13 protein-coding genes and 4 tRNA genes are annotated in these 12,150 nt (G+C 63.8%); 9 read left to right on the top strand and 8 right to left on the bottom strand.

Annotation, left to right across the window (positions count from 1 at the left end):
• Positions 1-4 precede the first annotated feature (4 nt).
• The 8 genes from HFGMBDPB_RS19495 to HFGMBDPB_RS19460 form a co-directional block, all read right to left on the bottom strand.
• Entirely contained in the window at positions 5-355 is a 351-nt protein-coding gene (locus tag HFGMBDPB_RS19495; RefSeq protein ID WP_016445079.1) for a GPW/gp25 family protein, read from the bottom strand.
• Positions 352-1,005 (bottom strand): phage baseplate assembly protein V, encoded by a 654-nt coding sequence (locus tag HFGMBDPB_RS19490; RefSeq protein WP_349305385.1) that lies wholly within the window; start codon positions 1,003-1,005, stop codon positions 352-354. The genes HFGMBDPB_RS19495 and HFGMBDPB_RS19490 overlap by 4 nt, the downstream gene beginning before the upstream one ends.
• Positions 1,006-1,067: 62 nt before the next feature.
• On the bottom strand, positions 1,068-1,577 hold the full coding sequence (locus HFGMBDPB_RS19485) for a phage tail protein (protein ID WP_212646040.1): 510 nt from the start codon (positions 1,575-1,577) through the stop codon (positions 1,068-1,070).
• Complete coding sequence (locus HFGMBDPB_RS19480; RefSeq protein ID WP_212646039.1) at positions 1,561-2,127, bottom strand: DUF2514 family protein; 567 nt, start codon at positions 2,125-2,127, stop codon at positions 1,561-1,563. The genes HFGMBDPB_RS19485 and HFGMBDPB_RS19480 overlap by 17 nt, the downstream gene beginning before the upstream one ends.
• On the bottom strand, positions 2,127-2,708 hold the full coding sequence (locus HFGMBDPB_RS19475) for a glycoside hydrolase family protein (RefSeq protein WP_074923279.1): 582 nt from the start codon (positions 2,706-2,708) through the stop codon (positions 2,127-2,129). The genes HFGMBDPB_RS19480 and HFGMBDPB_RS19475 overlap by 1 nt, the downstream gene beginning before the upstream one ends.
• Positions 2,705-2,971: a hypothetical protein gene (locus HFGMBDPB_RS19470; RefSeq protein WP_074923280.1), complete on the bottom strand. Its 267-nt coding sequence runs from the start codon at positions 2,969-2,971 to the stop codon at positions 2,705-2,707. The genes HFGMBDPB_RS19475 and HFGMBDPB_RS19470 overlap by 4 nt, the downstream gene beginning before the upstream one ends.
• Before the next feature lies 1 nt (position 2,972).
• Positions 2,973-3,176, bottom strand: coding sequence for a tail protein X (locus HFGMBDPB_RS19465; protein WP_016445085.1), 204 nt, complete (start codon positions 3,174-3,176; stop codon positions 2,973-2,975).
• Positions 3,177-3,560: 384 nt separating this feature from the next.
• Positions 3,561-3,779 (bottom strand): hypothetical protein, encoded by a 219-nt coding sequence (locus tag HFGMBDPB_RS19460; protein ID WP_016445086.1) that lies wholly within the window; start codon positions 3,777-3,779, stop codon positions 3,561-3,563.
• 571 nt (positions 3,780-4,350) lie between these two features.
• Between HFGMBDPB_RS19460 and tig the strand changes: the two genes are divergently transcribed.
• The 9 genes from tig (at position 4,351) to loiP (ending at position 12,036) form a co-directional block, all read left to right on the top strand.
• Entirely contained in the window at positions 4,351-5,661 is a 1,311-nt protein-coding gene (tig, locus tag HFGMBDPB_RS19455) for a trigger factor (protein WP_016445087.1), read from the top strand.
• Positions 5,662-5,796: 135 nt separating this feature from the next.
• The gene (clpP, locus tag HFGMBDPB_RS19450; protein ID WP_012204529.1) at positions 5,797-6,405 is read left to right on the top strand and encodes an ATP-dependent Clp endopeptidase proteolytic subunit ClpP; all 609 of its coding nucleotides are present in this window, start codon (positions 5,797-5,799) and stop codon (positions 6,403-6,405) included.
• Between the two features lie 107 nt (positions 6,406-6,512).
• Positions 6,513-7,775 (top strand): ATP-dependent Clp protease ATP-binding subunit ClpX, encoded by a 1,263-nt coding sequence (clpX, locus tag HFGMBDPB_RS19445; RefSeq protein WP_012204530.1) that lies wholly within the window; start codon positions 6,513-6,515, stop codon positions 7,773-7,775.
• Positions 7,776-7,895: 120 nt separating this feature from the next.
• Entirely contained in the window at positions 7,896-10,310 is a 2,415-nt protein-coding gene (lon, locus tag HFGMBDPB_RS19440; protein ID WP_016445089.1) for an endopeptidase La, read from the top strand.
• Between the two features lie 103 nt (positions 10,311-10,413).
• Positions 10,414-10,489, top strand: a tRNA-Gly gene (locus HFGMBDPB_RS19435).
• A 69-nt stretch (positions 10,490-10,558) separates the two neighbouring features.
• A tRNA-Gly gene (locus tag HFGMBDPB_RS19430) sits at positions 10,559-10,634 on the top strand.
• Between the two features lie 58 nt (positions 10,635-10,692).
• Positions 10,693-10,768 (top strand) — tRNA-Gly (locus tag HFGMBDPB_RS19425).
• Positions 10,769-10,814: 46 nt separating this feature from the next.
• Positions 10,815-10,888 (top strand) — tRNA-Cys (locus HFGMBDPB_RS19420).
• A 383-nt stretch (positions 10,889-11,271) separates the two neighbouring features.
• Positions 11,272-12,036, top strand: a complete 765-nt coding sequence (gene loiP, locus HFGMBDPB_RS19415) for a metalloprotease LoiP (RefSeq protein WP_016445158.1) — start codon at positions 11,272-11,274, stop codon at positions 12,034-12,036.
• Positions 12,037-12,150: the final 114 nt, after the last annotated feature.

Genomic DNA, 12,150 nt, shown 5'->3' with positions numbered 1-12,150 from the left:
TGCTTCATGAAAGGGTGCGGGCGATGGGCATCTGCAGGCTCAGCGGGGCCGGGCGGCGCGTGTTGTTGAAGGTGCCGATCAGCGTCAGGTCGGCGCGCCCGGGTGCGGCCGGATCGCGCTCGATCACGATGCGCGTCAGCCGGATGCGCGGCTCCCAGCGCATCAGCGCGCTGGCCACGGCGGCGCGCAGGCGCGCCTGGGTGGCGTTGTTGTCGGGCTGGTCCAGCAGCGCCGGGACCAGCGATCCATAGTCGCGGCGCATCACGCGTGAGCCGATGGGCGTGGACAGGATGTCGGCCACGCTCTGGCGCAGATGCTCCATGCCCTCGATGCGGCGGCCTGTATGGCGGTTCATAGCGGCCCCTGCGTGACGGCGTCGCCCGCCCTGACGCCACCATGTCGGTGGCGCAGCAGGCTGATGGGGCCGGTGGTCACATCGGGCGCGCCGGCCAGGCCCTGCGCATTGACGGTGGCCGAACCGCCACCGGCCTGCAGGCTGATGCCTTGCTCGTCGATGCTGATCACCGAGTTGCCCACGCGCAGCGTGATGCCATGGGCCACGTTGATGTTGAGACGGCCCGTGGTGCTGTCGTGTTCCATGAAATCGGTGGGGCTCCACTGCGTGTGGCACACCCCTTCGCGGTCGCTGGGCTGGGCTGCGGCGCTGCTGTAGATGCCGGTCAGCGCCACGGCGCCCAGCAGGTCGCCGCCGGGCGACAGCAGCACGCACTGCTCGCCCACCGCAGGCGGCCACCAGACGCTGGCGTTCTCGCCCGCGGCGCGCATGGCCAGCCAGGGAATCCAGTTGGTGGTCAGGTTGCCGGTCTTGACGCGGCAGCGCGCAGGGCGCGCATGGCGGACTGCGGCGATGGTGCCCGTGCGGATCAGCCCCTCCAGGCGGCGGATGATCTCGTACGGGCTCTCGGTTTGTGCGACGGGCGAATCCATGGCGTTCATGGTGCCGGCCAGGCCCTTGCGTGTCGCCGTGTGCCGGGCGTGGCGCACGCTGCCACATGCAGCCCGACATGCAGCCCGACATGCAGCCCGGCATGGAGCAGGGCCACGCCTCAGCGCGGGTCGTAGTTCCACTCGGCCACCTTCTCGCCGAACAGGAACAGCTCCCACAACTGGCGCTGCGCAATGTCGAGCTGGCCCGGCGGCTCGGGCTTGTAGATCAGGTCGAAGGCGCTGGGGCTGCCATCGCGCGGGCGCGCCAGCACGGCCTCCACCAGGTCGATCTCGATGGCGAGCTGCTGCGGCTGCGAGGCGGCTGCAGGGTCCGTGGAAGGAGGTGCAATATCGAAGCGGATCGCCTGCTCGCGCCTTTCTGCATGGTCGAACAGGTCGGGCTGGTGGCGCCGCGCCCAGACCAGCAGCGGCACGGTCACGGCATCGATGCTGCCGGTGAAGTCCGCAATCACCAGGCTCAGCGTATAGCGGTATTCCCAGGAAAGGGACGGCGTGCCCGTGTTGACCACGCGGCCCCTCTGGATGGTGAAACGGATGTTCCCCGGCGACTGTTGCAGCTGGGGCAGGGCAGCGACGAGCGCGTCGCGCAGGCTAGCGGGCTTGAGCATGGCGTGGGTCCTGGGTCATGGTGCTGGTCAGGGCGCTGGTCAGCGCGAGTCCGGCGTCGTAGGCGCGCTCGCAGGCGCTGCCTCGGTGGCGGGCGTCGTCAGCAATGCGCGCCAGCGCTCCCGCTCGCTCGTCAGCGCGGCGCTGCAGCTCGGCGAGCAGATCGAGGGCTGCGGTGTCTGGCGCGCACTGTCCGGCAGCGGCGCGAGCCTGGGCGGCAGCACGGTGGGCGGTGATGTAGTCGGCGAGGTCGCCGCGCAGCCGGCCAGCAGCAGCGCGGGCAGCATCGGCATCCGCCGCAGCGCGCGCCAGGGCCAGGTCCGTGTCGCGTGCAAGAAAGTCGAGGCGTTCACGGTAGGCTCCTTCCCGTTGTCGATAGCGTTCGGATGCGTGCAGGGCGGCGGTGGCAGCGGCCTGGCGGTCGTTCGCCAGATCCGTGCGTGCCTGCGCCGCATCGCGCTCGGCACCCAGCCGCGCCAGCGACTGCCAGACCAGCAGTGCCGCCAGCAGCAGGGCCAGCAGCTGCCAGGCATGGGTTTGCAGGCGGTCCATCAAGGCTGGGCCTCCATGCAGGCCGCGTGGCGTGCCTGCTGGCGTGTCCACACGCCGCGGCATACCTTGTTGCCGGGTGCAGAGCAGTCAAAGCGCCAGCGCGTGGGCCGGCCTGCGCCATCCCATCGATAGGCGCTGAAGCCCTGCAAAGGCTGGCTGCTGGTCATGAATCGCCAGGACAGGTAGGACTGGCAGGCGCCGGCGTAGTCGCCAGCCCGTGTCCTGGCCAGCATCGAGGAGCCGCGCCAGGCCCCGCAGCCGTATTGGCCTGCGAAGTCCACCGCCTGGGCGAACTCGGCCGGGTGCACCCGCGTGTCGCCCAGCGAATCACGCACGCAGGCGCCGTACTGCTGCTCCAGCAGGTTGATGGCCAGCTCGCGCGCCCGTTCGCGGGTGATGGGCGGGTCGGCCAGGGTCACGCGCGTGCCGTCCTCGTAGCGCGTGGTGCCGTGGCCGATGGTGGGTACATCGCCGCGAACCGGGATGATCGGATCTGCGCTGAAGCCTTCTGCGGCAATCCAGGCCGCGAGAATGGCCGCGCCAATGCCCAGGCCTGCCGCTGGCATGCGCGCTGTGCTCATGGCGCCGCTCCGGTGTCTGTGGCGGTCGAAGACGCCTTCCTGCGCGCGGCGTCCTCGGCCTGGCGCGCGCGCCGGTCCTCGCGTTCATTGCGCCAGCGCCACAGCAGATACGCGGCCTGCAGCAGCACGTAGACGATGGTCAGCGCGGTCGCTGTATGGGTCATGGTCCAGCCATTGGCCACGTTAGCGGCCACGACGGTGACGGGAGGCGCGGCCTTGGCGCCTTCCAGGGCGGCGGTCTTGACGATGGTTTCTCGGTCCATGTCAATCCCAGAAACTGATCAGGGGCAGGCTGGGGGCCTGGGCGGGTTCGGTCAGCTCGACGGCCAGGCCGGCGGGCAGGTGGGGACCGTGGGCCGACAGGCCCGGGTTGCGCTCCAGCGTGGCTTCCACCACGCCGCGCGTGGCGCCCAGCTGGCGCATGCACAGCTCGTCCAGCGTTTCGTATTCACGGGCAATGGCCTGCATCAGTCGCGCTCCCTGTATGCAGGGTCGGCGGGAGCAGCGGCACGGGCCGGTGGCGGTATCGCCTGATCCGGCGCGGGAAAGGGAATGGCAAGACTCACTGAAGCTCCTCGTGGGCCGGCCCGCGCGGACCTGTTCCTGGTGCACCTGCCATGCGTGTGGCTGCGGATACCGGGAACGCCTCAGGCCACCGGATCGCGGGGGCACCGGGCAGGCGGTATGCCGGGTCCGGCGCGCGGGCCGGGTATGAATGCCATGTTTGCCCAGGGGCGCCAGCCGGGCAATCGCCGAAGCCTGTGCGCAAACCGGGCACACCATCGGCGTATCCGGTGCAGGAACGACAAGGCCCCGCAGGGCGGGGCCTTGTCGAGGCGAAGGTGGGCTGGGCTAGCTGCGCTTGCTGCCAATTGCCTGGCTGCGATGCAGATGGTCGGACAGGTCGCCCGCCGCCGCGCTGAGCTTGCGTGACACCGGCAGCAGCAATGCGGTAATGGCCGAGGCGTGCACGGCCGTGCCCCGGGCTGCAGCCAGCAGCTCGCAGATGGCGGCCACTTGCTCGCTGGCGCTTTCCACATCGTCCCTGACCGTCTCAATCTGGTGCTGCATCACGTCTTCTTTCTACTGTATGCACATACAGTATAGGTCGAATGGGCAGATGTTTCAATTTGAAGTGACCCTGTTTCATCTGCTGATTGAGGACGGCAAGCGGGGTTTTGATCAGGTCGTGTACATGTCGACCTGGGGTGTGCAGAGTGCACCTCGAGGCTTTTGAACGGCCCGCGCGAATCCCGCGCTGTGAAGGCAAGTGATTGTTTTTGAATGGTTGACGACCCGCCCCCCGCGCACCACGCACCAACGCCGCTCAACTGCGGCGAACACTGCTCAAGCCCGCTTCCTGTAGAGGAGGCGCATTGGCCAGGCGGATTGCGGGATTCCCCTGCAAGAGCGCGCGTCCGGAGGTTAAAACCGCCTCGTTTATAATGTCCGGCTTCGCTTACATCACGGGTTGAGCGAACCATGTGCGGTCCCCAGCGGCCAGGCGCATGTGATGTAAGCCCTTGAAATCTGAGGTGCCGCGCGGCCGACTGGCTTTGGCTCGCGTTGCACCGTGACTTTTGCGCAATACGGTGCGGGCTGTACAGCAGCCGGCACGGTCCAATCCCTCATAGGAACAAACATGGCCGTTACTGTTGAAACCCTTGAAAAGCTCGAGCGCAAGATCACGCTGAGCCTGCCCCTGAACTCCATCCAGAGCGAAGTCGAGAACCGCCTCAAGCAAGTGGCGCGCACCGTGAAGATGGACGGCTTCCGTCCCGGCAAGGTGCCGATGAGCGTGGTGGCCCAGCGTTATGGCTACTCGGTGCAGTACGAAGTGCTCAACGACAAGGTTGGCGAGGCTTTTGCACAGGCCGTCAACGAAGCCAAGCTGCGCGTGGCTGGCCAGCCCCGCATCTCCGAAAAGGAAGGCGCTCCCGAGGGCGAGGCCCAGTTCGAAGCCATCTTCGAAGTGATGCCTGAAGTCAAGATCGGTGACCTGACCTCGGCCGAAGTCGAGAAGCTGACGGCCGAAGTGGACGACGCCGCCATCGACAAGACCGTGGACATCCTGCGCAAGCAGCGCCGCACCTTCGCGCAGCGCGCCCAGGCCGATGTGGCCGTGGACGGCGACCGCGTGACCGTGGACTTCGAAGGCAAGATCGACGGCGAGACCTTCTCCGGTGGCAAGGCCGAAGACTTCCAGTTCCTGGTCGGCGAAGGCCAGATGCTCAAGGAATTCGAAGACGCAGTGCGCGGCATGAAGGCCGGCGAGTCCAAGACCTTCCCCCTGGCTTTCCCCGCCGACTACCACGGCAAGGACGTGGCCGGCAAGACCGCCGACTTCCTGGTGACGGTCAAGAAGATCGAGGCGGCCAACCTGCCCGAAGTGGACGAGGCTTTTGCCAAGGCCCTGGGCGTGGCTGAAGGCACGGTCGAAGGCCTGCGCGCCGACATCAAGAAGAACCTGGAGCGTGAAGTCAAGTTCCGCGTCCAGGGCCGCAACAAGCAGGCCGTGATGGACGCGCTGGTGTCCAAGGCCGAGCTGGAACTGCCCAAGGCCTCGGTGCAGGCTGAAGTCGCCCGTCTGCTGGAAGGCGCTCGCGCCGAGCTGCAGCAGCGCGGCATCAAGGACGCCGACAAGGCCGAGATCCCTGAAGACGTGTTCCTGCCCCAAGCCGAGCGCCGCGTGCGCCTGGGCCTGGTGGTGGCCGAGCTGGTGCGCGCCAACGAGCTGCACGCCACGCCCGAGCAGATCAAGGCCCACGTGGAAGAGCTGGCCGCCAGCTACGAAAAGCCCGAAGACGTGGCACGCTGGTACTTCGGCGACCGCCAACGCCTGGCTGAAGTCGAAGCCGTTGTCATCGAAAACAACGTGACCGAGTTCGTGCTGGGCAAGGCCAAGGTCTCCGACAAGGCCGTGTCCTTCGACGAACTGATGGGCCAGGCCTGAGGGTTTGAGCACCGCCTGCCTGCCGCTTCGTGAGATCGGCGGGCGGGTTGGCATCTGCGGGGCTTGTGCTTTGGCGCACAAGCCCCATTTTCTTTCCGGATACGGCTAAAGTAGCCCCCTAGTACTGGAGAAAACATGAGCGCATTGGAAACTCAGGGTTTGGGCATGATCCCAATGGTCATCGAACAGTCCGGCCGCGGAGAGCGGTCGTACGACATCTACTCGCGCCTGCTCAAGGACCGGGTGATCTTCCTGGTGGGCCCTGTCAATGACCAGACGGCCAACCTCGTCGTGGCCCAGCTGCTGTTCCTTGAAAGCGAAAACCCCGACAAGGACATTTCGTTCTACATCAACAGCCCCGGCGGCTCCGTGAGCGCCGGCCTGGCCATCTTCGACACGATGAACTTCATCAAGCCCGATGTGTCCACGCTGTGCACCGGCATCGCAGCCAGCATGGGCGCCTTCCTGCTGGCCGCTGGCACCAAGGGCAAGCGCTTTGCGCTGCCCAACTCCCAGGTCATGATCCACCAGCCGCTGGGCGGCATGCAGGGCCAGGCCACCGAGATCGAAATCCACGCCCGCGAGATCCTCAAGACCCGCGAGCGCCTGAACAAGATCCTGGCCGAGCGCACGGGCCAGCCGCTGGAAAAGATCCAGCACGACACCGAGCGCGACTACTTCCTGTCCGCCGAGGAAGCCAAGGACTACGGCCTGGTCGATCAGGTGATCAACAAGCGCTCCTGAAGTCCGGAGGCTGCATGAGAATGGGCGGCGTTTTCCCCCTACGGAAAACGCCGCTTTCCATTTGGTTATCATCCTTTTCCATATTTCTGTAACAAGGCACCGACCCCATGGCCGAGAAAAAAGGCTCCTCCAGCGAAAAAAACCTTTATTGCACCTTCTGCGGCAAGAGCCAGCATGAGGTCAAGAAGCTGATCGCGGGTCCGTCAGTCTTTATCTGCGACGAGTGCATCGATCTCTGCAATGAGATCATCCGCGACGAGCAGCCCAGCACCGAGGCCAAGGACGGCCGAGGCGACCTGCCCACGCCCGCCGAAATCAAGGCCAACCTCGACAACTACGTGATCGGCCAGGACCTGCCCAAGCGCACGCTGGCCGTTGCCGTCTACAACCACTACAAGCGCCTGCGCCACAAGGACAAGGCCGGCAAGGACGAGATTGAGCTGGCCAAGAGCAACATCCTGCTCATCGGTCCCACGGGCTCCGGCAAGACGCTGCTGGCGCAGACGCTGGCGCGCATGCTCAACGTTCCCTTCGTCATGGCCGATGCCACCACGCTGACCGAGGCTGGCTACGTGGGCGAGGACGTGGAGAACATCATCCAGAAGCTGCTGCAAAGCTGCGAGTACGACGTCGAGCGTGCGCAGCGCGGCATCGTCTACATCGACGAGATCGACAAGATCTCGCGCAAGTCCGACAACCCCAGCATCACGCGTGACGTGTCGGGCGAGGGCGTGCAGCAGGCCCTGCTCAAGCTCATCGAAGGCACCATGGCCAGCGTGCCCCCGCAAGGCGGCCGCAAGCATCCGAACCAGGACTTCCTGCAGATCGACACGACCAACATCCTGTTCATCTGCGGTGGCGCGTTCGCGGGCCTGGAGAAGGTCATCGAGAACCGTACCGAGGCGTCGGGCATCGGCTTTGGCGCCACGGTCAAGAGCAAGAAGCAGCGCTCCATCTCGGAAGTGTTCCAGGAGATCGAGCCTGAAGACCTGATCAAGTTCGGCATCATCCCCGAGCTGGTCGGCCGCATGCCCGTGGTCACGGCCCTGGCCGAACTGGGTGAAGACGCCCTGGTGCAGATCCTGACCGAGCCCAAGAACGCCCTGGTCAAGCAGTACAGCAAGCTGCTGGCCATGGAAGGCGTGGAGCTGGAGATCCGGCCCGCCGCGCTCAAGGCCATCGCCCGCAAGGCGCTGGCGCGCAAGACGGGTGCGCGTGGCCTGCGCTCCATCCTGGAGCAATCGCTGATCGGCACCATGTACGAGCTGCCCAATGCCGACAATGTCGAGAAGGTGGTGGTGGACGAGTCCACCATCGAAGACGGAAAAGCACCGCTGCTGGTTTACCGCGAGGCGGCCAAGAAAGCCTGATGCGCCGCTGCCTGCAAAGGTCCGGCAGCGCAAGTCCCTGTGGCCCGAAATCCTTTCGGGCTGCGGGGTTGAAATACACCGGTGGGCGGACCATCTTCCGCTGACAAACCGAGGATTCCCATGTCAGGACATACCCCTTTGCCTTCCACCCCCCTAGACCTGGCGCTGCTGCCGCTGCGCGATGTGGTCGTGTTCCCCCACATGGTGATCCCGCTGTTCGTGGGCCGCGCCAAGAGCATCAAGGCGCTGGAGCTGGCCATGGAGGGCGACCGCCGCATCATGCTGGTGGCCCAGAAGACCGCCTCCAAGGACGAACCCACGGCGGCCGACATGTTCGACGTCGGCTGCGTCTCCACCATCTTGCAGATGCTCAAGCTGCCCGACGGCACGGTCAAGGTGCTGGTCGAAGGTCAGCAGCGCGCGCTGGTCAAGCAGGTCATGGATGAAGAGACCCACTTCGTGGGCTCCGTCGTGCCCGTGGCGCCCGAGGCCGAAACCCACAAGCCCAGCGAGATCGAAGCCCTGCGCCGCGCCGTGACGCAGCAGTTCGACCAGTACGTCAAGCTCAACAAGAAGATCCCGCCCGAGATCCTCACCTCCATCGCCAGCATCGACGATGCCGGCCGCCTGGCCGACACCATCGCCGCGCACCTGCCGCTCAAGCTCGAGAACAAGCAGGCCGTGCTCGATCTGGTGGACATCAAGGAGCGCCTGGAAAACCTGTTCGAGCAGTTGGACCGTGAAGTCGACATCCTCAATGTCGACAAGCGCATCCGTGGCCGCGTCAAGCGCCAGATGGAAAAGAACCAGCGCGACTTCTACTTGAACGAGCAGGTCAAGGCCATCCAGAAGGAGCTGGGCGAGGGCGAGGACGGCGCTGACATCGAAGAGATCGAAAAGAAGATCAAGCTCGCTCGCATGCCTGCCGAGGCGCGCAAGAAGGCCGAGGCCGAGCTCAAGAAGCTCAAGCTCATGTCGCCCATGTCGGCCGAAGCCACCGTGGTGCGCAACTACATCGATGTGCTCACGGGCCTGCCCTGGAGCAAGAAGACCAAGATCAAGCACGACCTGGCCAATGCCGAGGAGGTGCTCAATGCCGACCACTTCGGCCTTGAAAAGGTCAAGGACCGCATCCTTGAATATCTTGCCGTGCAGCAGCGCGTGGACAAGGTCAAGGCGCCCATCCTGTGCCTGGTCGGTCCTCCGGGCGTGGGCAAGACCTCGCTGGGTCAGTCCATCGCCAAGGCCACGGGCCGCAAGTACGTCCGCATGGCGCTGGGCGGCATGCGTGACGAGGCGGAAATCCGCGGCCACCGCCGCACCTACATCGGCGCCATGCCGGGCAAGGTGCTGCAAAGCCTGGACAAGGTCGGCACACGCAACCCGCTGTTCCTCCTGGACGAAATCGACAAGCTCGGCATGGACTTCCGTGGCGATCCGTCGAGCGCCCTGCTGGAAGTGCTGGACCCCGAGCAGAACCACACCTTCGGCGATCACTACGTCGAAGTGGACTTCGACCTCAGCGACGTGATGTTCGTGGCGACCTCCAACTCCATGAATATCCCGCCCGCGCTGCTGGACCGCATGGAAGTGATCCGCCTGTCGGGTTACACCGAGGACGAAAAGGTCAACATCGCCATCCGCTACCTGCTGCCCAAGCAGATCACCAACAACGGTGTGAAGGAAGGCGAGATGCGGGTGGAGGAATCCGCCATCCGCGACATCGTGCGCTACTACACGCGAGAGGCCGGCGTGCGTTCGCTGGAGCGCGAGCTGTCCAAGATCTGCCGCAAGGTCGTCAAGGGCCTGCAGCTCAAGAAGCTGGAGCCCACCGTCGTCGTCACTGCCGACAACCTGCCTGACTACCTGGGTGTTCGCAAGTACACCTATGGCCGTGCCGAACTGAACAACCAGATCGGCCAGGTCGTGGGTCTTGCCTGGACCGAGGTCGGCGGCGATCTGCTGACCATCGAGGCCGCCATCATGCCCGGCAAGGGCGTGATCTCGCGCACCGGCTCGCTGGGCGACGTGATGAAGGAATCGGTCGAAGCCGCGCGCACCGTGGTGCGCAGCCGCTCGCGCATGCTGGGCATCAAGGACGAGGCCTTCGAGAAGAAGGACATCCACGTGCACGTGCCCGATGGCGCCACCCCCAAGGACGGCCCCAGCGCGGGTGCGGCCATGACGACGGCCTTCGTCTCTGCGCTGACGGGTATCCCGGTGCGTGCCGATGTCGCCATGACTGGTGAAATCACGCTGCGCGGTGAGGTCACCGCCATCGGCGGCCTCAAGGAAAAGCTGCTGGCGGCCCTGCGTGGCGGCATCAAGACGGTGCTGATCCCCGAAGAGAACGTCAAGGATCTCCAGGAGATCCCCGACAACGTCAAGAGCGGCTTGGAAATCATCCCCGTCAAGTGGATCGACCAGGTCCTCAAGGTGGCGCTGGAACGCGTGCCAGAGCCTCTGTCCGACGAGGAGGCCGCCGCCGTGGCCCCGGCGGAAACCAAGGCTGTGGAGCCTGCAGTCAAGCACTGAAGATGAAAAAATGTAGCGTTTTTCCTGAACCCTCCAAGAACTACGCTACAATTCATCCCATCGCAGCAAACGACGTTGTAGAATGTCAGGCTTCGATAGAAATGCGGGAATAGCTCAGTTGGTAGAGCGCAACCTTGCCAAGGTTGAGGTCGACGGTTCGAACCCGTTTTCCCGCTCCAGATTTTGAACATGCCGTTTCGGGTGTGTTCGGTTCTGGTGGCGGTTGGCTGCCAGAATGGATGATTCAAGCGGGAATAGCTCAGTTGGTAGAGCGCAACCTTGCCAAGGTTGAGGTCGACGGTTCGAACCCGTTTTCCCGCTCCAGTTTTGAATGTGCCTTGTGTACGTTCGATTCAGGTGACGGGTAGTTGCTTGAATGTTTGCGGGAATAGCTCAGTTGGTAGAGCGCAACCTTGCCAAGGTTGAGGTCGACGGTTCGAACCCGTTTTCCCGCTCCAGTTTCTAAAAGCTGCAGCAATGCTGTAGTTGTTTGATAGTGATCTTGGCGCGATAGCAAAGCGGTTATGCCCCGGATTGCAAATCCGGTTAGACCAGTTCGACTCTGGTTCGCGCCTCCAAAAATTCATTGCGAAAACAGTTCAAAAGGCCCTTCGGGGCCTTTTTCTTTTTCTGCGTCAGGATCATTGCTTGTCCTTGCTGTCTGGTTCGAGCCAGCCCCGTGCCCGGTCAAGCTCCATCTCTCCCTCTCTCTAAAGTTTCGGCACTCTGCGAGTGGTTCAGGGCTTGTTCTTCTGTGACATGAAGAGAATTCCATTCTGTAATTCATTGCCAGTTCGGTGAATTATTTTGTTTCCAATTGTTCTGCCTGGATCCTCGCCGCGAGCGTGCTTATTGGAAGTTGATTGGAAAATTGCAAAAAAGTGCAAATGGCTTGCCATTGGCAGTGGATTCAATTGGCCGGTCGTGGATATGATGCGCGCTTCATTCATCGGGAGGGATTATGAAGATCAAGCTATTGACGGCGATTGTTGCCAGCGGCGTGGTGCTGGCGGGTTGTAAAACCATGGAGTCCGCTGATGTGGGCGGGCTGCTGGATTCAGGCTCCACGGCCATGAAGGCCATGACGCTCACGGATGACGATGTGGTCACGCTGTCCAACGACTCCTGCGCGGCCATGGATGCGCAGAACAAGGTGGCCGATGCCAAGAGCAAGTACACGGTGCGGCTGAACAAGGTCATTGCCAGCATGCCGCAGGCCGTCAATGGGAAAAAAGCCGTCTACAAGGTCTATATGACGCAGGACGTGAATGCCTGGGCCATGGCCAATGGCTGCATTCGCGTCTACAGCGGCCTGATGGATCTGATGAACGACGATGAATTGCGTGGCGTGATTGGCCATGAGATCGGGCATGTGGCGCTGGGTCATAGCAAGAAGCGCATGCAAACGGCCTATGCGGCATCGGCTGCGCGCTCGATTGCAGCCAATAGCGGCAATTCGGCGCTGGCCTCGCTGTCGCGCTCGCAGGCCGGAGATCTGGGTGAGAAGTTCATCAACGCCCAGTTCTCCCAGTCCCAGGAGTCGGCGGCTGATGACTATTCCTTTGACCTGCTCACGGAAAAGAAGATGAGTCGTCAGGGCCTGGTCACATCGTTCCAGAAGCTGGCCAAGCTCAGCGGTGGCAGTGGCGGCAGCTCCATCCTGAGCTCTCACCCCCCGTCTGAACAGCGCGCCAAGCGCATGCAGGACCGCATCGACGGCAAGTAAGCGACGGCATGGAGCGGGCTGCTGTGCGGGTGGGCATCGATCCGCTTCGACGTGGATTTTTTCCGGACTTGGTCCGGAGTGCCGGAAATCTGCGCTAGAATTCAAGTCTGCTCT

This window comes from Delftia sp. PE138 (genome assembly GCF_018320755.1).
GTDB classification, from domain to species: domain Bacteria; phylum Pseudomonadota; class Gammaproteobacteria; order Burkholderiales; family Burkholderiaceae_C; genus Comamonas; species Comamonas tsuruhatensis.
The sequence above is the reverse complement of the archived record's forward strand: the minus strand, read 5'-3'. Positions and strand labels throughout refer to the sequence as shown.